Origin of the sequence: Pasteurella multocida, assembly GCF_900187275.1 — a bacterium.
Lineage (GTDB): Bacteria > Pseudomonadota > Gammaproteobacteria > Enterobacterales > Pasteurellaceae > Pasteurella > Pasteurella multocida.
The window spans coordinates 1,327,831-1,349,136 of sequence record NZ_LT906458.1; the positions used below are offsets into that span (position 1 = coordinate 1,327,831).

16 protein-coding genes are annotated in these 21,306 nt (G+C 40.2%); 10 read left to right on the forward strand and 6 right to left on the reverse strand.

The features are described from left to right. Positions 1-77 precede the first annotated feature (77 nt). Positions 78-803: a fatty acid metabolism transcriptional regulator FadR gene (gene fadR / locus CKV69_RS06075; RefSeq protein WP_005724453.1), complete on the reverse strand. Its 726-nt coding sequence runs from the start codon at positions 801-803 to the stop codon at positions 78-80. Positions 804-956: 153 nt separating this feature from the next. Between fadR and nhaB the strand changes: the two genes are divergently transcribed. Together nhaB and dsbB are read left to right on the forward strand one after the other, a co-directional pair. After that, positions 957-2,498, forward strand: coding sequence for a Na(+)/H(+) antiporter NhaB (gene nhaB, locus CKV69_RS06080; protein WP_005753302.1), 1,542 nt, complete (start codon positions 957-959; stop codon positions 2,496-2,498). Positions 2,499-2,519: 21 nt separating this feature from the next. After that, the gene (dsbB, locus tag CKV69_RS06085; RefSeq protein WP_005724450.1) at positions 2,520-3,056 is read left to right on the forward strand and encodes a disulfide bond formation protein DsbB; all 537 of its coding nucleotides are present in this window, start codon (positions 2,520-2,522) and stop codon (positions 3,054-3,056) included. 54 nt (positions 3,057-3,110) lie between these two features. On the opposite strand, the gene CKV69_RS10710 is transcribed toward dsbB, so the two are convergent. Together CKV69_RS10710 and mltF are read right to left on the reverse strand one after the other, a co-directional pair. Further along, on the reverse strand, positions 3,111-3,257 hold the full coding sequence (locus CKV69_RS10710; protein ID WP_005724449.1) for a hypothetical protein: 147 nt from the start codon (positions 3,255-3,257) through the stop codon (positions 3,111-3,113). A 10-nt stretch (positions 3,258-3,267) separates the two neighbouring features. Beyond that, complete coding sequence (gene mltF / locus CKV69_RS06090) at positions 3,268-4,746, reverse strand: membrane-bound lytic murein transglycosylase MltF (protein WP_014326324.1); 1,479 nt, start codon at positions 4,744-4,746, stop codon at positions 3,268-3,270. 193 nt (positions 4,747-4,939) lie between these two features. Here mltF and CKV69_RS06095 point away from each other — a divergent pair, with 193 nt between their 5' ends. Together CKV69_RS06095 and gdhA are read left to right on the forward strand one after the other, a co-directional pair. Then, entirely contained in the window at positions 4,940-5,566 is a 627-nt protein-coding gene (locus tag CKV69_RS06095) for a YchE family NAAT transporter (protein WP_005715956.1), read from the forward strand. A gap of 338 nt (positions 5,567-5,904) precedes the next feature. After that, positions 5,905-7,254: an NADP-specific glutamate dehydrogenase gene (gene gdhA, locus CKV69_RS06100; RefSeq protein WP_005724447.1), complete on the forward strand. Its 1,350-nt coding sequence runs from the start codon at positions 5,905-5,907 to the stop codon at positions 7,252-7,254. A 72-nt stretch (positions 7,255-7,326) separates the two neighbouring features. On the opposite strand, the gene CKV69_RS06105 is transcribed toward gdhA, so the two are convergent. Further along, complete coding sequence (locus CKV69_RS06105) at positions 7,327-7,887, reverse strand: HugZ family pyridoxamine 5'-phosphate oxidase (protein WP_016570057.1); 561 nt, start codon at positions 7,885-7,887, stop codon at positions 7,327-7,329. 178 nt (positions 7,888-8,065) lie between these two features. Between CKV69_RS06105 and CKV69_RS06110 the strand changes: the two genes are divergently transcribed. From CKV69_RS06110 to CKV69_RS06135, 6 genes are all read left to right on the forward strand, one after another. After that, positions 8,066-9,760: an ABC transporter ATP-binding protein/permease gene (locus CKV69_RS06110; protein WP_016504624.1), complete on the forward strand. Its 1,695-nt coding sequence runs from the start codon at positions 8,066-8,068 to the stop codon at positions 9,758-9,760. 140 nt (positions 9,761-9,900) lie between these two features. Further along, entirely contained in the window at positions 9,901-12,084 is a 2,184-nt protein-coding gene (locus tag CKV69_RS06115) for a TonB-dependent receptor domain-containing protein (RefSeq protein ID WP_016570056.1), read from the forward strand. A 138-nt stretch (positions 12,085-12,222) separates the two neighbouring features. Continuing rightward, positions 12,223-13,206: an MBL fold metallo-hydrolase gene (locus tag CKV69_RS06120; protein ID WP_005753296.1), complete on the forward strand. Its 984-nt coding sequence runs from the start codon at positions 12,223-12,225 to the stop codon at positions 13,204-13,206. Between the two features lie 115 nt (positions 13,207-13,321). Beyond that, entirely contained in the window at positions 13,322-14,149 is an 828-nt protein-coding gene (locus tag CKV69_RS06125) for a class II glutamine amidotransferase (protein ID WP_005722299.1), read from the forward strand. Positions 14,150-14,415: 266 nt separating this feature from the next. After that, positions 14,416-15,657, forward strand: coding sequence for an HAAAP family serine/threonine permease (locus CKV69_RS06130; protein ID WP_005721563.1), 1,242 nt, complete (start codon positions 14,416-14,418; stop codon positions 15,655-15,657). Positions 15,658-15,714: 57 nt separating this feature from the next. After that, entirely contained in the window at positions 15,715-17,082 is a 1,368-nt protein-coding gene (locus tag CKV69_RS06135) for an L-serine ammonia-lyase (protein ID WP_014326328.1), read from the forward strand. Between the two features lie 36 nt (positions 17,083-17,118). Here CKV69_RS06135 and CKV69_RS06140 read toward each other — a convergent pair whose 3' ends face one another. After that, positions 17,119-17,685 carry a DUF1287 domain-containing protein gene (locus tag CKV69_RS06140; RefSeq protein ID WP_005751022.1) on the reverse strand — a complete coding sequence of 189 codons (567 nt, stop codon included), beginning with the start codon at positions 17,683-17,685 and terminating at the stop codon, positions 17,119-17,121. Next, a complete protein-coding gene (gene dnaE / locus CKV69_RS06145; RefSeq protein ID WP_014326330.1) occupies positions 17,682-21,161 on the reverse strand; it encodes a DNA polymerase III subunit alpha in 3,480 nt (1,159 codons plus the stop codon). The genes CKV69_RS06140 and dnaE overlap by 4 nt, the downstream gene beginning before the upstream one ends. Between the last annotated feature and the right edge of the window lie 145 nt (positions 21,162-21,306).

Consider the following 21,306-nt stretch of genomic DNA (forward strand, 5'->3'; position numbering starts at 1 on the left):
GTAACGTAATAAAAAATCTGCACCGTACTGAATACGAGTGCAGATTTCGCAAGATGTGTTATCTGGTTTAAAAAGGACTATTCATTAAAATTAGCCGGTAAATATGCCTGCATATTTGCCCAAATCACCCCACTGTCTTTACCATATTGACGGATACACTCTTTGACATCGTTCACTTGCTGTGTTTGACACAACGTCTTTAGCGAAAGATAAAAGCGTTTCGCTAATTCACGCGCCGATGGATTGGCAAAATAAAACAACCCTACACGTGTATATAACCCTTTCAAACTATTTAAAATCAAACCATACACAGGATTATCAGATGCAAATGCTAATTTACGGAAAAGATCATAATCAAAATTAGTATAAGCTTCTGCTGTATCTGCTAGAGTATCAAGATCCTTAAACGCTTCGAGTGATTTCTGTGGTTCTACTTTGAAGGCTTTTTGAATATAGATTGCCGAAATATTGGTTCGCGCGGACAGGATGTTAGAAATGAAACTAGGTAACTTGGTGCTATCTAAACGTACTAATACCTCTAAAATATTCAAGCCCGAGGTTTCCCAAATATTATTCACTTTGGTTGGTTTCCCATGTTGAATATTCAACCAACCGTCACGCGCCAGGCGTTGTAGCACTTCACGTAACGTGGTACGCGTCACCCCAATTTTCTCTGCCAACTCACGTTCAGCCGGCAAATCGGAGCCTGGTGGGAAATGATTATTCCAGATACTTCTGACAATATATTCTTCCGCTAAACCAGCCGGACTCTGTGCTTTTAAAAGAGGTTGATCATTATTCATACGTTTCTTCTAGTCGATTAAATTTAAAATGTGATACAGATAACAAATAGTTATTTTAAGTATTATCGTGTAATGCAGTATATATTACAATGATTCCAATATTATATTCAAAATTTCTAAAAATATTAAATATTAACTAAGGTGGTAGTAAAAATGAGTTATACTCAAGCATTCCTAAGAAATTTCTTAGGAACAAGTCCTAATTGGTACAAAATCACAATTGTCCTTTTCCTTATTATAAACCCTATAATCTTCTTCTTTATCAGTCCCTTTATTGCCGGTTGGCTCTTAGTTGCTGAATTCATTCTGACTCTCGCCATGGCACTGAAATGTTACCCTCTTCAACCCGGTGGTTTACTGGCATTAGAAGCCGTGGCGATTGGTATGACCCATCCAGAACACGTGAAAGCCGAAATCATAGCAAACTTCGAAGTCATCCTACTATTGATCTTTATGGTTGCAGGGATTTATTTTATGAAGCGGTTATTGCTGTTTGTTTTCACAAAATTACTTTTAAGTATTCGTTCAAAAATGGTGTTATCCCTTGCTTTCTGTTTAAGTGCGGCCTTTTTATCGGCTTTTCTCGATGCTTTAACTGTAGTAGCCGTGATCATCAGTGTAGGTATGGGGTTCTATGGGGTATATCATAAAGTTGCTTCAGGCAATAATTTCAACGACTCCACTGATATTACCAAAGACGATAAAATTGGTGAAAATAAAGACACGTTAGAACAATTCCGTGCTTTCTTACGCAGCTTAATGATGCATTCTTGTGTGGGAACCGCATTAGGTGGCGTCATGACTATGGTCGGTGAACCCCAAAACTTAATCATTGCAGAACAAGCCAAATGGGCATTTGGGGAATTCTTCTTACGTATGCTCCCAGTCACGTTGCCAGTTCTCATTTGTGGTTTAGTGACCTGCTTCTTAGTGGAAAAATTTGGTGTATTTGGCTATGGCGCCAAATTGCCACGTAAAGTATGGGGCATCTTGGCAAAGTTTGATCGCAATAATCAACAAAAAATGTCACGACAAGATCGTTTGAAACTTTTTGTGCAAGCTTTAATTGGTATTTGGTTGGTTGTTGGACTCGCATTCCATCTCGCCGCCGTCGGTATCATTGGTTTAACGGTGATTATTTTGGCTACTTCATTTTGTGGTGTCACCAGCGAGCATGCTATTGGTAAAGCCTTTCAGGAATCCTTACCCTTCACAGCATTGTTAGTGGTGTTCTTCTCGGTTGTTGCCGTCATCATTGACCAACATCTGTTTGCGCCAATTATTCAGTTTGTGCTGGCTGCCAGTGAACATACTCAGCTTGCTCTTTTCTATATTTTTAACGGTTTGTTATCCGCCATTTCAGATAATGTGTTTGTGGCCACAGTTTATATCAATGAAACCAAAGCGGCATTAGAGGCTGGCTTAATTGCTCAACCACAATATGAATTACTGGCAGTAGCAATTAATACCGGTACCAATCTTCCTTCTGTTGCAACCCCAAATGGTCAAGCCGCATTCTTATTTTTATTGACCTCATCACTGGCACCATTAATTCGTCTTTCTTATGGTAGAATGGTTTATATGGCATTGCCTTATACCATCGTATTATCCTGTATTGGTTTATTGACTGTGGAATATATTTTGCCTGGCGCAACCAATGTGCTCATTCAAATTGGTTTATTAAAACCAATGTAATGACAAGTAAAAGGAGGAAACATGCTAAGCTTTTTTAAGACACTCTCAACAAAACGAAGTGCATGGTTTCTATTGTTTAGCTCAGCTTTACTATTAGAGGCTATCGCTCTTTATTTTCAACATGGCATGGGGCTCGCCCCTTGTGTCATGTGTATTTACGAGAGGGTAGCTATTCTTGGCATTGCTTTCTCCGGTTTATTGGGGTTACTCTACCCGAGTTCGATGCTTTTGCGCCTTGTGGCGTTATTAATTGGTTTAAGCAGTGCAATCAAAGGCTTAATGATTAGCATCACCCATTTAGATCTACAACTTTACCCTGCACCTTGGAAACAATGTTCAGCGGTGGCAGAATTTCCCGAGACTTTACCCTTAGATCAGTGGTTTCCTGCACTCTTCCTCCCTTCAGGCTCATGCAGTGAAGTAACATGGCAATTTCTCGGCTTTTCTATGGTGCAATGGATCGTCGTCATTTTTGCACTCTATACCTTATTACTTGCTCTCATTTTCATCAGCCAAGTCAAACGTCTAAAACCCAAGCAGCGCAGACTCTTTCATTAAGTCATAAAAAATGGTGCGATAAAGCACCATTTTTCATTTCTCGTTCGGTATAGATTAAATTTCTTGCACGACAAACTGCAGGGAATGTCTTGCTAATAATCTTGCTTTACGCTGCTTTAAGCGTTTTAAACGTAATGCGCGTCCTTGTGATAAACGATATAATTTTTTTGTCGGCTTCAAAAAGCTTTTACGTCTCGCCATACTCTTCCTCTTATTGTGTCGTTACGGTTGTCGCTAACGTATCCGTTTCTTTCTTGATTTCGTTGATGTTTTCTATTTCGGCGGCTTGTGTATCTAATGTTTCTTCAATTTGTGCTTGCTGTACCCGATAATAATGCACAATGCTGTTCATATAACGACGGATATTTTCCACATAGTGATATGCTTCATAGCCTCGCGCATACCCGTATTTTAACCCCGTGTAATAGCGTTTTTCTGCTAATAGTGGCAAATTCTTCTTCACATCTAACCAATTATCGGGATCACCACCTAGGCTCTTGGTTAAACGGCGCGCATCTAACAAATGCCCTAATCCCATATTATACGCCGCTAAGGCAAACCAAATACGCTCATCTTCTTTAATCGTATCAGGCATTTGCGTAATAAGCCAATGTAAATATTCTGAACCGGCTTTAATACTTTGTTCCGGATCCGTTCTGTCTTGAATTCGCATCCGCTCTGCTGTGGCTTTCGTTAACATCATCATACCTCGTACCCCGGTCGGTGAGGTTGCATCAGGATTCCAATGGGACTCTTGATAAGCAATTGCCGCCAATAAACGCCAATCAAGATCGCCTTTATATTTTTCAAAGAGCGGGGCAAATTTCGGTAAAACCGTTTCTATTGCACGTAGATAGCTACGGGTATCAACATAGTCAAATTGCGCTAAATGATTAAAATATTTTTCTTCAATACGCGCAATCAAGCCTGTTTCAATAGCGCTATTCATAAAATCTAATAATGAGGCTTGCAATTCACTATACGAATTACTTGGTAAATACCAATGCACCGTCGATTCATCCGTCACATCAAACGCGACCGCTACATTTGGCTTAATTTGTTGCACCGCAGACACATCAATAGAATTCGCGATCACATAGTCAATTTTGCCATCTGCCATTTGAATCAGCAGTTCTTCCGGAGTAAGTTTTTCATTTACACGCCAGATTAAGTCAGGGTATTTTTCTTTTTCTATTTTTAATAATTCCGTGAGCTCTGATCCAGAGGCAATACTTAAAGTGCCTTTCAATTCCCCTAGACTACGTGGACGTTCTGTTCCCTTACGGTACACTAACTGCCACGAAGCCGAATTATAAGTGGGACCTACTTGGAACATATCTAATTTATTCGGTTGATACAACAAATTCGCCGCCGCAATATCAATTTTATTATTTTTCAGCGCGCTAAAAAGTTCATCACCATTTGACATCGCGAGAATTTCGAGATCCACATTAAGATAGTCAGCAAACGCCTTACTCAACTCATACTCAAGTCCCGCCGCTTGTCCTGCATGATCAATAAAATAAGAAATCGGATTATTAATTGTTCCCACCACCAACTTACCGCGACTTTGAATCGCAGTATAGCGGTTCTCTTCAGAACGCATGATTTGTTGCCAAGGAAACACCATATCTATTGCCCATAGCAATAAGGCTACAATCGCAATAATACGTAGAAATAAACCTTTCAAATGACCTCTATTGACTCGATAACTGAAAATTGACGCATTTTAACCATTAAATCCAGATTAGACAAATCAAAAAAGCGTTTCTTTTTTAAACAATTCAAATATCACGATGTCGCAATTCAGAGCTTAACTTGCCTATTACTCGCCTCATCAATATAATATGTGCCTATTTTTACTCTCTCGTTAGGAGGATAAGATGGATTTTGCGATCTATCTTCAATTCTTTATTGGACTCATCGCTTTAGTTAACCCAATAGGGGTTGTGCCAATTTTCTACTCCATGACATCAACCTTGTCAAAAGAGCAACAAAATAGAACTAGCTTCATCACCTGTATTTCTATTAGTGTGATCTTATTGGTCAGTTTTTTCTTTGGTAGCTTTATTTTAAATGCGTTTCATATCTCAATTGATTCTTTCCGAATTGCTGGTGGGATCGTAGTGATTTTAATTGCGTTAACCATGATTAACGGAAAAATCGGTGAGCATAAGATGAATAAAGAGGAAAAAAGTGAAAACTTCGATGACTACAATAATATTGCGGTCGTCCCCCTTGCCACGCCAATTATGGCAGGCCCCGGGTCGATTAGTGCGACCATTGTTTTTAGCTCGACACAAAATAGCCTTATTAACTATTTCTATTCCTCAATTACGATCATCCTGTTTGGTGTAGGCTGTTATATTTTATTACGTTACTCAAAACCCGTGATTAAACGCTTGGGTAAAACGGGTTCTAATGTGATCACTCGTATTATGGGATTACTCTTAATGTCGCTTGGTATTGAGATCATTATTGGTGGCTTAAGAAACTTAGGCATTGTTTAAAAGACATCACTCCCTTTAACTCCCCCATATACGGTGAAGTTCAGTTCAGTGCCCTGCCTTTGACTTCACCGTTGTCTAGAAAATGATTTATGATATTTCAACCCTTTTGCTTTAAAAATGAACTTTCACTTAACTTAACACAATAAATTTAGACAAAAATCAATAAAAACAGAAAAATAATAAATTTAATCTAATAACAACTTATTTTTTTAAATAGACAAAAAAAAACGTTTGCATCCGCCTTCACTTCTGTTGAATACTCTTTCCTGTGCCTAAGTGGCAAATTATTATAATAAATCGCAAACCAATTAAAACATCATATCTAGAAGGAAATCATTATGTCTCAAGTTGCAACATTAGATGCATTTTTAGAAAGAGTCGCACAACGCGACGGTACGCAACCTGAATTTTTACAGGCAGTACGTGAAGTATTTACCTCTATCTGGCCTTTTTTAGAAGCTAACCCAAAATATCGTTCACAAGCCCTACTCGAACGCTTAGTTGAACCTGAACGTGTTATTCAGTTCCGCGTAGCATGGACAGATGATCAAGGTCAAACCCAAGTTAACCGTGCATTCCGCGTGCAATACAACAGTGCAATCGGTCCTTTCAAAGGAGGAATGCGCTTCCATCCTTCTGTTAATCTTTCCATTTTAAAATTCTTAGGTTTTGAACAAATCTTCAAAAACGCGTTAACCACATTACCAATGGGGGGCGGCAAAGGCGGTTCCGATTTCGATCCTAAAGGAAAATCTGACGGTGAAGTCATGCGTTTCTGCCAAGCTTTAATGGCAGAATTATACCGTCATGTTGGCGCCGATACCGATGTGCCTGCGGGTGATATTGGTGTAGGAGGACGTGAAGTCGGCTATCTAGCAGGTTATATGAAAAAATTATCTAACCAAGCCGCTTGCGTGTTTACCGGTCGTGGCTTGTCATTCGGTGGCAGTTTAATTCGCCCAGAAGCAACCGGTTATGGTCTAGTCTATTTCGCCCAAGCGATGCTCGCTGAAAAAGGGCAAAGCTTTGCCGGTAAAACGGTGTCTGTTTCAGGTTCGGGTAACGTGGCGCAATATGCCATTGAAAAAGCGCTGCAATTGGGGGCAAAAGTCGTAACTTGTTCTGACTCATCTGGTTATGTTTATGATGAAGCCGGTTTCACAACAGAAAAATTAGCTGCATTAATGGAATTGAAAAACGAAAAACGCGGTCGAGTGGAAGAATACGCGAAACAATTCGGTTTAAAATACGTAGCAGGCAAAACACCTTGGGAAGTCAAAGTTGATATTGCGCTACCTTGTGCGACACAAAACGAATTAGACTTAGCGTCTGCTAATACCTTAATTGCCAATGGCGTACAATTAGTGGCTGAAGGGGCTAACATGCCAACTACTATTGAAGCAACAGATGCCTTTTTAGACGCAGGCGTGCTCTTTGGTCCGGGTAAAGCGGCGAATGCTGGCGGTGTAGCAACCTCAGGACTAGAAATGACGCAAAGTTCACAACGTTTATACTGGTCTGCGGAAGAAGTCGATAAAAAACTCCACAGTATCATGTTAGATATTCACGCGAACTGTAAAAAATACGGCACGATTGAAGGTCAAGCCAACATTAATTATGTCGTTGGTGCAAACGTTGCGGGATTCGTCAAAGTTGCCGATGCGATGTTAGCGCAAGGTGTTTACTAAACTAAAATAAAAAAACATAGCAAAAAAACACCGCACTTTGTTCGTCAAGAAAGGCGCCAAGTGCGGTGTTTTTTATTGATGTGAGGATGCCTGTCCGTGTCCGTGTCCGTGTCCGTGTCCGTGTCCGTGTCCGTGTCCGCCACGCAAATGAAGGATTTTTCCATCTTTATCAACATGAAACGCTTGACCAAATCCTTTCACATATAAACTTTGCTTCGGAGATAAACTGAAAAGTTTAAAATCAGATAAGCAGGCTAAACCATCAATTCGCTCACCATAACGTTGACGTAATGCCGCTAAAAGTTGTTTACCTTCTTCACTCTCCTTTTCAATCAAGCGCGCCTCTGCATTCGTGGTCAAACGCTTACGCGCAAATAATTCTCTCGCCGTTTTCTCATCTTCAATCAGCATTAAAGATACTTTAGGGACTTGCTGCAAATTTCGAGCATGTTTTGCCATTTCTGAAATCAAAACGACATAGCGATCATTATGATAAGCAAAAGGCGCATAGCTGGCATTAGGCTCACCCCTTTCATTTACCGTAGCAAGTTGGATCGTTTGGCAAGCATTCCTGAAATCAACAATTTCAGTACTAATTTTGGCTTGTAAAATCTGTTGACGTTCTTCCGACATAGTTCCTCCTCAATCAATAAAGTTAATGATAATAATTTTTATTTGCATAATTATGTAAAAAATGACAAGATTGTCAATGTAAATTATTTGTTACATAAAAGTGAGTGTCATTAAAAAAATACACAACAACGACTTTGTTATTTTTCTCTTATTTGGTTTAAAGGAAACTTGTTAAACAATGATGGGTAGCCAATTACAAGGATTTTTCACACAATTATTTCACTTAGCACGCATTTTTTGGGGTGATAAAAAGAACTGGTCATCTTGGATTATTTTAGCGACTGTCATTGCAATTGGTGTCTTTATTGTTTCCTTAAATGTCATGATCAATGATTGGAGCAAACATTTTTATGACACCTTAGCAGAATTAAACGTCCAGCTTATTTTGCCTCTTATTCAAGAATATTTAATTTATGTCGCACTTTATATTTTAGTCAGCGTTTATCGGAGCTGGTTACGTAAGCTGTTGATTATTCGCTGGCGCCAAGCCATGACAGAACACTTTGTCGAACGTTGGTTTAGTAAAAAAATTTTTTATAAATTGGCACAAGAAAATAAAATGGATAATCCCGATCAACGTATCGCAGAAGATATTCACTTATTTGCCAAATACAGTCTAGAGCTCACCGTATCCTTTGTCCTCAATTTCGTCCAATTAGGTTCTTTTTTAATGATCCTGTGGAATCTTTCCGGTTCCCCAACATTCAACTTGTTTGGATATGATATTGTTATCAAAGGTTACTTAGTATGGGTTGCCATTATTTATGCGTTTTTAGGGAGTGTTGTTACCCATTTAATTGGTCGTAAGCTTCATCCACTCAATTATAGTCAACAAGTTTACGAAGCCACTTTCCGTGGAAATTTAGTACGTCGTCATGAACATGCCGAGCAAATTGCGTTATATGGTGGAGAGCAAACAGAAAAACGTAAATTGGCTGATGAGTTTGCGCATATTGTCAAAAATTGGCGAGCGATTATGGATAAAGAACGTAATCTTGGTTTCTTTACAGTAGGCTACTCTCGCTTTAGCTCAATGTTACCTGTCCTTTGTGCAATTCCCTTACTGTTGCTTAAAATTATTACTTTTGGTGGCTTAATGCAGATCCGCAGTGCTTTTGGTACTGTATTAAGTTCATTAAGTTGGTTTATTTATGCTTATACCATTTTACCCGAGTGGTCTGCCACCATTTCACGTTTAGCGCAATTTAACCGAGAAATTGAACAATTCGAAAAATCCTACTGCACACCACAGTCACCAAAAAAAGCGATGATCTCAGTTGAAAACCTTTCAATGTTTACTTCTGATCATCAGCTACTCTTAAAAAATATCCAGTTTTCTGTACAAGAAAAAGAATGGCTACATTTAAAAGGACAAAGTGGTTTAGGAAAATCCAGTTTATTACGCACGTTATGTGGTATTTGGCAATATTATTCGGGAAAATATCAAATATGCCTGAAAAATCATTTATTTATTCCACAAAAAACTTATTTAAATGAAGGTAATCTCGCCGAATTATTACGTTATCCAAATCAACATCACTATTCACCACAAGAACTTAATCAAGTGCTTAACCTTGTGGGCTTAGAGAAATGGCAGAATCGCTTAGAGGAAGTATTACCTTGGCATATTGTTTTATCACATGGTGAGCAACAACGCTTAGCCTTTGCACGTATTCTTCTCACTAAACCCCAACTCTTATGCTTAGATGAGGCGACTTCAAATTTAGATGAAACCTCTGCCCTCTTATTAATGCAATTAATTCGTGAGCAATTACCAAATACCACTGTGATTTTTACTTCACATCAAACCAAAATAAGTCAATTGGCTGATCGAGAAGTGGATTTAAATAGTTATTTACCAGAACAGAACTAAATTCCCTTTTAATGCTTTTTTATATGATTTCAACAAGTTAAAAATTGATTAAAAAAATACACTTGACATCCCCTTTTTATTAAAGATAATGAGAATCGTTTTTATTTAGATTTAACATTAATTTAACAAAAGGAAATGTCATGTCATTCAAACATAAAACACTGGCGCTTTTTGTCGCACATGCTTGCTGCACTTCTGCCTTAGCAGAAAACGCGGCTACCACGTTAGAACCCATCGTGGTTTCCGAGCTCAGTCATACCACGCTGAACCTTGATCAAAATAAGCTTGAAAAAGAAAGTCCAAAAGATTTAAAAGCTATTTTTACCACAACGCCAAATATTAATGTTATCCATACGGGACATGCACAATTAGGCGATATTGAAATTCGCGGTATGGGAAGCAGCCGAGAAATCTTTGCTACTGGTGCAAACCGCGTCACAATGGAATTAGACGGTATGGACATTAGCCCGAGTTTTTATTTTGGACACAGCTCACGCCATGGTCGGCAATATTTTGATCCCAGTGATCTAAAACGTGTTGAGATTCATAAAGGTCCAAACAGTCAAGGCGTGGCAGGGCATGTTCGTTTCCAAACGAAAGATCCTCGTGATTATCTCTTGCCTAACCAACGTACAGGTGCACAACTTCGTGCTGGCTATTTAGGCGACAGTGATGCTTATTATGTTGGGATAACTGGTGCCACTTTATTGGATGAACACAGTAGTGCTTTAGTGAGCTATACACGACGCTGGTTTAATGAATTTAATAATAAGGGAGGCTTGGATGTCACAGGTAGTCAACGTACTAAAAGCAATCCTTCCAGTGGTTATAGTAATGCAGTGAACAGTAAATTACGCTATTCACCAAATGATCGCCATAAATTTACGCTGAATTTGCAACATTATGATTTAAAACGCACCGCTTATTTAGAAGATAGCTTAGGAACAACGACAACACGACGTGGCACAAAAACAGTTCATCATAATACCAACATTCAGAAAAATCAGCGTCATGCTATTGCTTTCAGTCATGACATGCAACAAACCACGGCATTTTTTGATCACCTACACTGGCAAATTGCGTTACAACAAACAAAAAGCACGAGCCGTAATACAGGGGCAGTCACGAGTACATCAGCACCTCCTCCCCCAAGTACGCCAAAATTTAGCCAAGAGCGTTCATTTGATGGCTTTAAAACCAAAACCATCAGCTTAAAAACGGAATTCAATAAAAGCCTTGGGCAACATGTCGTACATGAGCTTCACTATGGACTAAAATTGCAATATAGCCAAATGCAAGCTTTACGCCAAACACAATCCCTTAACGAACAGGGGAGTAACACTCGAACCAGCGCCTTTTTCCCGACACAGCAACAATGGCAAAGTAAATTCCATCTTTCCGATCGGATCAGTTTTGGTAAATCTGGTTTAAGCTTGACACCATCCATACATCTCACACAGATTAGAATCAAACCGAAAACAGAAAATGTATCGAAGAAAAACCGTGAACAATTATTTACTTACAAGGATACCGCCATTGGTTACGGTCTGCGTGTTGATTATGCACTCAATGAAGCGAATTTACTGAGTCTGAACTATCAGCACGCCACCCGCTTACCCGGCTATGGGGAAAACAATGCGCAAAGCTATGGACACTGGCCAGCAAAACCGAACCCTCATCTACAGCCAGAAACCTCAGATGGTGTTGAATTAAGTTGGCGTAGTGCGGGGGCGATTGGTCAACAAACCACGACCTTGTTCTATAACCGTTACAATGACTTAATTTATCTCGATACCACGGCATGTTATGCTGACCGAACAGGTCAAGTGCCTTGTGATTTAGCAAATGAAAAAGGACGTAGTTATAGCTATGGAATAGAATTCGACGGTAAACTCAATCTTGATACGATCGGCTTCGCTCAAGGAACATATTTAAATGCTGGCTTCGCTTACAGCAAAGGGAAGACCGCGAACAAGCAACCACAAGGACGTCTTGATCCCCTAACAGGCTTTGTCGGTCTTGGCTACCAACAGCCAATGGATGTTTGGGGCATTGAAGGTAAACTGAAATTTGCCGCGAAGAAAAAAACTAAAGACTTACCCGCCAATCAAGGTTTTGAAGGCTTACCGGGCTATGCTGTAGTTGATCTTACCGCCTATTATAATGTGACGAAACAGCTTTATCTTGGCATCGGCATCTATAATGTGCTAGATAAAAAATATGCTCGCTGGGCAATGGCAAGAGGCGATATTAAACATGGTAACTATGACAAGCACACTGAAGCAGGTCGTCATTTTGGTGCCAATATTCGTTACCACTTTTAACCTGCCCTCATCTAAAATCTTGTAATAATGACCGCACTTTGACGACAAACGAAAAGTGCGGTCTTTTTTTGTCATTTTTCGCACACAAAATGACGGGGTATACCTGCTTTATGCTTTCCATGGAGACAAGATCACTTTATGAAAAAGAGTAACATTATTTTATTTCTGAGTTTATCTCTCTTTTCTCTCACCACTATTGCACAGCAATGTACTCACCAAGATTTAGATGTGGTTGTACTCGGTTCTGGTGGACCTGAGATTCAATTATTCCGTAACAATCCTTCTCCTCCACCGAGAGCTTCAGCAAGTTATTTAGTGCGAGAAAATGGAAAAGCCGCATTTTTAGTGGATTTCGGTACTGGTGCCTTGCAAAATTTTGCACGTTCAGGCGCTAAAATTGAAGATGTAAAAGGGATTTTAATTACTCATTTCCATGTGGATCATATAAACGATCTGCCTGCACTTGTGAAAGCCTCTTTCTTTTCTTCACGTCATCATGACTTAGCTATTTATGGACCAACGGGCAATGAATTCATTCCAGATACCGAACAATTTATCACCCGCTTACTCGGTGAAAAAGGGGCTTATAGTTATCTCTCTGGTTTTTTAACGGGCGATGAATCCTATCAAATTCAACCAACCTCTGTGCCTGCTGATAAAACCGCCCCTATGCACTTTCACACCGAGATCGACGGTTTTCAACTGTCTGCTATCGCGACAGAACATGGCTTACTTCCCGCTCTGGCTTGGCGTATCGAAAAAGGCGGATGCCGTATTGTGTTTTCTGGCGATACCAGTAATCAAGGCAACAGCTTAGATCGCTTGGTGCAAGAGGCAGATCTCTTTATTGCACATAATGCGGTGCCTGAAACGAGCCAAGATAATGTTGCAAATAAGCTCCATATGCGCCCTTCCGAAATTGCTCGAATTGCCCAACAAGGCAACGTAAAAAACTTGTTATTAAGCCATCTCATGCGCCGTACTGAACACGTCAAAGCACAAACCAAAAACATCATCCAAGCACGATTTGACGGAAAAATTGCGTTTGCTAATGACTGTGATGTGTACGCTGTTGCAACAGGGATAAGAAAAGGTCAATGTGGCAATAAAATCAGTGATTAATATGGCATGACTTATAACTTTTTTATCTAATAAGATTTTGTTTTTTATGTTGAAAATTTCTACATTATAGTGTTAAATCGGCATATTTTATAAGGTTATTTAACGTCGTGTTTTTATGTGTCAATTACTAGGAATGAATTGTAATACGCCAACGGATATTGTTTTTTCTTTTGAAGGATTTCGTCGTCGCGCGGGTTTAACGGATTGTCATTGTGATGGATTTGGCATCGCATTTTTTGAAGGGAAAGGAATTCGAGTCTTCCGCGATAACCAAGCTGCCCATTCTTCTCCCATTGCTGATTGTGTTAAGCAGTATCATATTAAATCACTCAATGTCATCGCACATATTCGTAAAGCCACACAAGGTGAAGTGAATATTGAAAATACTCACCCGTTTATCCGTGAGTTATGGGGGCAAAACTGGGTCTTTGCCCACAACGGCAACTTAACCGTTTATCCTGATCTGACCCATTCGCTTTATCAGCCGATTGGTAGCACTGATTCTGAAGCGGCATTTTGTTATATGATGAGTGAACTCAAAACACGCTTTGCACAAAAACCCAGTGAAGATGAATTATTCACTGCGATGCAAGATATTACGCATTCCCTTTGTCAAACAGGCACATTTAACTTTATTTTATCCAACGGCGAATGGATGATTGCACATTGCACAACTCACCTCCATTACCTCACCCGAAAAGCGCCTTTTGGTAAAGCACAGCGCATTGATGATGACGGTGTCATTGATTTTAATGATTATGCGAAAGAAGGAGATCGTGTCACCATTATTACGACCTTCCCACTCACAAAAGATGAAATTTGGACCAAAATGGAATGTGGGGGCTTTGTCTTTTTCAAAGAAGGCGAAAAAATCGCAGAAATTATAGGTGTACCCACTCAAGCAATTGACGACGGTACACTAGGCTATCAAAAATGTGCATAAAATCTGTCCACTGACAGCGGTCATACAAGCGTGAGCTCATCTCCTCACGCTTTTCTTTTGCCTAAATTTTATGCTACAAAATGTTAATCAATAGTTAACTTTATGCTATTTTTTCTACAAAAATAGCATAAAATAACAATCTAAGTCACAAACTCAACATTTAATTTAATTTCACATTGAGTTTTCCCCACAATCTCTCTACTATAAATCTCCTCTTATTCTAGCGCTTTGGCGCTATTTGTTTTTTCAATAACATGGAGCGTTTTATGACAACAAAATCTTGTGTCAGTTGGAGCAAGTTTGATCTTGTCTGGGCATTAAATTTATTCGGTACCGCTGTGGGTGCGGGTGTCTTATTTTTACCCATTAATGCAGGAAAAGGCGGGTTTTGGCCCTTAGTATGCATGACACTCCTAGTAGGTCCCATGACTTACTTAGCACACCGCGGACTCACTCGTTTTGTCCTATCTTCTGCCAAAAGCGGCAGTGATATTACTGAAGTCGTAGAAGAACATTTTGGTCAAACCGCAGGAAAATTCATTACTTTACTTTATTTCTTCGCGATTTTTCCTATTCTGCTGATTTATGGTAACGGAATAACTAACACAGTCGATTCATTTATTGTACATCAACTGCATATGAGCTCACCTAATCGCGCCTTATTGGCTTTCATCCTCATTGCCGGCTTAATTTCTGTTATGTTAATGAATGAGAAGATCATGCTAAAAATTACCGAGTTTTTAGTCTATCCATTAGTCTGTATTCTGCTCGCCTTATCACTCTATCTTATTCCGGAATGGAATACCTCAATGTTAACAGAATTTCCGAGTACGCAAGCCCTATTCAGCACCTTATGGATTACGATCCCTGTATTGGTTTTTTCGTTTAACCACTCACCGGCTATTTCATCTTTTGCCCAATCTCAACAACGTGAATATGGTGATCTCACAAACACAGAAACGCATACTAACCGCACTTTAAAAATGACCTCAAGTATTTTGCTAGTGTTTGTGATGTTCTTCGTTTTTAGCTGTGTATTAAGTTTAACCCCTGCTGAATTAGCACAAGCAAAAACACAAAATATCAGTATCTTATCCTTCCTCGCCAACAAATTTGATAATCCTTATATTTCTTACCTTGGACCTTTCGTTGCCTTCTTGGCAATTACTAGCTCTTTCTTTGGTCATTATCTCGGTGCAAAAGAAGGACTAGAAGGGTTAATTATCAAAATGTCTGGCAAAAAAGAGATTAAGTGTCAAAAATTAAATTATTTCACCGCACTTTTCTTCTTGCTAACCCTGTGGATTGTCGCCATTATTAATCCAAGTATTCTTGGCTTAATAGAATCCTTCGGCGGACCGATTATTGCTGCAATTTTATTTATCATGCCTATGTATGCGATCCGTAAAATTCCCGCGATGCAACGTTACCAAGGACGCTTTTCGAATCTCTTCGTTACCATCATGGGTATGTTCGCCATCTCAGCGGTTGTTTATGGCTTATTTTAATTCGGCAAAATCCGTGTAGAATAGCCTCCCTTTTACGCTAAAGAAAAGTAGAAATGTATGATTAGTGTTTTTGATATGTTTAAAATTGGTATTGGTCCCTCGAGTTCCCATACTGTCGGTCCCATGAAAGCGGGCAAACAATTTATTGATGATCTTGTGAGTCGTCATCAGCTAGCACAAGTGAGTAAACTGCGTGTGGAGGTGTACGGTTCACTTTCCATGACAGGACGTGGACATAATACCGACATTGCCATTATTATAGGATTAGCCGGCTATTTACCCCATGATGTGGATATCGAGTTGATCCCTCAATTTATTTCTACCCTAAAACAGACTGCCCGTTTGCCCATCGCGCAAAATACGAAAGAGGTCACTTTTAATTTTAATGATGACTTAATCTTTCATCAAACCTTCCTCCCACGACATGAAAATGGGATGACTATTACCGCACTAACACAAGATGATACGGAACTTTATCAGCAAACCTACTACTCTATCGGAGGCGGGTTTATTGTGGATGAAGAACATTTTGAACATGCTATGCATACTGAAATCAGTGTGCCATTTCCTTACCAAAATGCAGCAGATATGCTAAAACACTGTGATGACAATGGTCTCCCGTTGTCTAGTGTTGTGATGAAAAATGAAATCGCATTACATGGAAAAACCGCATTAAGTCAACATTTACAACAGGTCTGGCAAACCATGAAAGCCTGTATCCAACACGGTATCAATACAGAAGGTTTATTACCGGGTCCATTAAAAGTGCCTCGTCGCGCGGCAAGCTTATATCGAATGTTACAAGCGAATAGTAGCTTATCCAATGATCCAATGAGCATTGTGGATTGGGTGAATATGTATGCGCTTGCTGTCAATGAAGAAAATGCTGCAGGCGGACGTGTGGTAACTGCGCCAACCAACGGGGCTTGTGGTATTGTGCCTGCTGTATTTGCTTATTACGAACACTTCATCGCAGATAGCATACCTGACATCATCGAACGTTATTTATTAACTTGTAGCTTTATTGGTTCACTGTACAAAATGAATGCGTCAATTTCAGGTGCTGAAGTAGGCTGCCAAGGCGAAGTTGGTGTAGCTTGTTCTATGGCGGCGGCTGGCTTGACTGAAATTCTGGGTGGTAGTCCTGAACAAGTATGTATTGCGGCAGAAATTGCCATGGAACATAATCTTGGTCTGACTTGCGATCCAGTCGGAGGACAGGTACAGGTCCCTTGTATTGAACGTAATGCTATCGCCGCGGTTAAAGCCATTAATGCCAGTCGAATGGCATTGCGTCGAACAACCAGTCCACGAGTCACTTTAGACAAGGTCATTGAAACTATGTATGAAACAGGCAAAGATATGAATGCTAAATACCGTGAAACCTCGCAGGGTGGATTGGCTATTAAAGTAGTCTGTTCATAACTCATTTAAAAGGGCTTATTACAAGCCCTTTTTTATCTAATAACGATAATGCCCAATCATTTTATATTTAAATAAAATATCTTCTTCCTGCGTACCCGCACCAATATTATGAATAACCAGAGGAATCCCTGCCGAAGTTTTCTTATCCGAAATAATGCCAATATGCGGTAAATTACGCGGTAAACGCCAAGTCACAATGTCTCCTGCCTTAAAACTTGTGATATCCGTAAGGGATAATGATTTCGCATGGCGTTGAAAAAAAGTTTCTAAATTTGGAACACGACGATGGTCAATATTGGTATCCGTGCTTTTTAATCCCCAAAGTTTTGGATAACTTGACCACGCTTTTTTCATGTCTTGATTGACCAATTTTTGCAAATCAATCTGCTGATGACGATACGCCCGAATCACGACATCCGTACACACCCCAGTGTGTAACGGCACATCCCCCATGGGGAAAGCCATTTTCCGGTAAGCCGGATCATAACCAATTGTCACATTAATTTGCTTCTTGGCATCATTCACTAACTGCATTGCATTAGTCGCTGCTAACGTCCCTAACGAAAAAACCAGCAAAATAACACTAACGATCCACTTTTTCATGATTGAAACTCTAACTCCACTGCATTTTCACCTAATTTTTCAGCCAGTTCAGTAAATAATTGATCGGTCGGATTCACAGACCACTGTACTCCCATTTTGACACGACATTGCCCCGCTGTACTCGCATAATAAACATAGATAGGTAAGGTTCCGCCACTATAAGGTGTTAATAACGCTTTCAATTCACGAATAAATGTCGGTTTCATGTTTTCCTCAGATAAACATATCGCCAAACTTTTCGCATAGCGACTACGCGCTTCATCTAAGCTCATCAGTTCACGAACTGACATTTTTAATCCACCCGAAAACTCATCAAAACTGACTTGCCCTGATACAATGATCACCGTATCTTTTTGTAATTTGTCTGCATATTTATCCAAGGCTTCACCAAATAACGTGATATCTAATCGCCCTGAACGATCATCTAGTGTAGCGATGCCAAGCCGATTGCCTTTCTTGGTTACAGCAAAACGAGATGAGACAAGTAACCCACTGACCGTACTCATTTGTCCACGAGAATTCGGTACTAAATCTTTTAACCGCGTAGCACTGTAATGCGCTAACTCTTTCAAATACGGACTAATAGGATGGCTACTTAAATATAACCCAAGGGTTTCACGTTCCCCTTCCAAAATTACTTTCTCGCTCCAACGTGGCGTACTGGCATACGCTTTTTCCACGTCTTCATGACTTTCAGTCAGCACACCAAACATATCCGCTTGCCCCATTGCCGCATCTTTCGCGTGCTGATCGGAGGCTTTTAACGCATCTTCAAGATTTTTCGATAACGCGGCACGGTGTGGACCTAATTTATCAAACGCACCAGATAAAATCAGACTTTCAAAAGTACGACGATTGATCTTTTTCAAATCGACTCGAGCACATAAATCAAATAAATCTTTGAAAATGCCGCCTTGCTCACGGGCTGAAATTAACGCTTCAATGGGTCCTTCTCCCACCCCTTTAATCGCACCAATACCATACACAATTTCGCCATGTTCATTCACGCTGAAATGATGCTTACCGGTGTTAATATCTGGCGGAGCGACTTTTAACCCCATACGTAAACATTCATCGTATAAGCCGACAATTTTATCGGTGTTATCCATCTCTGATGTCATTACCGCCGCCATAAACTCGGCAGGATAATGAGTTTTCAACCACAGGGTTTGATAAGACACTAAAGCATAAGCCGCAGAGTGGGATTTATTAAAGCCATAACCTGCGAATTTTTCCACCAAGTCAAAGATTTTCATGGCTAACTCGCCATCCACTCCTTTTTGAATCGCGCCTTTCTCAAAAATTTCACGTTGTGCTGCCATTTCTTCTGGCTTTTTCTTCCCCATCGCACGACGTAATAAGTCCGCCCCACCGAGAGTATATCCAGCCAATTCTTGGGCAATCTGCATGACCTGTTCTTGATATACAATTACGCCATAAGTCGGTTCTAAAATCGGTTTTAAACTGTCGTGTTGATATTCTGGATCGGGATACGCCACTACTTCATTGCCATGCTTACGATCAATAAAGTTTTGTACCATGCCTGACTCTAACGGACCAGGACGGAACAATGCTACTAACGCGATAATATCCTCAAAACAGTCAGGCTGAAGACGTTTGATCAAATCCTTCATACCACGCGATTCGAGCTGGAATACGGCGGTGGTTTCTGAACGTTTTAATAATTCAAAAGAAGCAGGATCATCTAACGGGATTGTGGCAATATCCACAGGCGGTTTGCCTTCTTTGGCAAGACGCGTATTAATCATGTCTAATGCCCATTTGATAATGGTCAGTGTGCGTAAACCTAAAAAGTCAAACTTCACCAGACCGGCATACTCCACATCATTTTTATCAAAATGGGTGACTGGATGTTTACCTTCAGAGTCACAATAAAGCGGCGAGAAATCAGTAATTAACCCTGGGGAAATTACCACGCCTCCAGCGTGCTTACCGGCATTGCGGGTGACTCCTTCAAGCTTGCGCGCCATATCAATCAAGGCTTTGACTTCCTCATCGGAGTCGTATACTGCTTGTAATTGTGGCTCCGCGGCAAATGCTTTTGCCAAGGTCATGCCGGGATCAGGCGGAATTAATTTTGAGATGCGATCCACAAAACCATAAGGATGACCAAGTACACGCCCCACATCTCGGATCACGGCTTTTGCTGCCATGGTACCGAAAGTGATAATCTGAGATACTGCACCACGACCATAGGTTTCTGCCACATGATCAATCACGCGATCGCGACCATCCATACAAAAATCCACGTCAAAGTCAGGCATGGAGACTCGCTCTGGGTTCAAGAAACGCTCAAAAAGCAAATCAAATTCTAGCGGATCAAGATCGGTAATTTTTAATGCATACGCCACTAACGATCCTGCCCCGGAACCACGTCCTGGACCGACAGGAATATCGTTATCTTTCGACCACTGAATAAACTCCATCACGATCAAGAAATAGCCCGGAAAACCCATTTGGTTAATCACGTCTAATTCTACTTGTAAACGTTCATCATATTCGGGGCGACGTGCTTGACGCACTTTTTCATCGGGAAAAAGAAATTTAAGGCGCTCTTCCAAACCTTCTTTCGATTTTTTTACCAAAAAATCTTCTGTGGACAGATCGCCCGTTGGAAATTGTGGTAAAAAATACTCTCCAAGACGAATCGTCACATTACAACGTTGCGCGATCAGTAAGGTATTTTCTAATGCCGAAGGCACGTCTGCAAAAAGATCACACATTTCTTGCTCAGAGCGAAAATATTGCTGATTGGTATAAAGTTTAGGACGTTTAGGATCATCAAGGGTGTAACTGTCATGAATGGCGACGCGAATTTCATGGGCTTCAAAATCGTCTTCATGCAAAAATAACACATCATTAGTGGCAACAACGGGCAAGCCTTTTTCTTCTGCCAATGTCAAAGCCAAACTCACATAGCGTTCTTCTTCATAACGTCCTGTGCGGCTCAAACTCAAATAAAAGTGTTCGGGGAAAAAATCTTGATAAAAAGCGACCGCACTTTCAATCTCAGCCGCATGACCTTTTAGTAATTTTTTACCCACATCACCATTGTGTCCCCCTGACAGTACAATAATCCCTTCACGGTATTCAGCGAGCCAGGCTTGGTCTAGATAAGGGAGATCTTGATAACCTCGCTCATAGGCTTTAGAGAGCAGCAAAGTAATATTGTGATAGCCTATATTGTTCTTAGCCAGTAATGTCAGCTCAAAAGGTTCATCACCACAAAGTTCACTTCTCACCAGCACATCTGCTCCAATAATGGGTTTCACACCAGCAGATAATGCCTCGCCATAAAAGCGCACTAAACCACAAAAGTTAGTAAAGTCTGTTAAGCCCATTGCCACCATATGATTATCGACACAGGCTTTAATTAATGGCTTGACTTTGGCAATCCCATTAATCATGGAAAAATCACTGTGAACGCGAAGGTGAACAAAACGGGGTTGAGACATAAAAAGTATCCTTGAAAAGCATAAATTCAGGCAGAAAGTGCGGTCTATTTTAGCGAGATTTTGACAGTAGCACAAATTCAACAAATTGAGTCAACTATGTGGAGACCATGCATAAAACGAAAAAGGCTTGGGTTGCCCCAAGCCT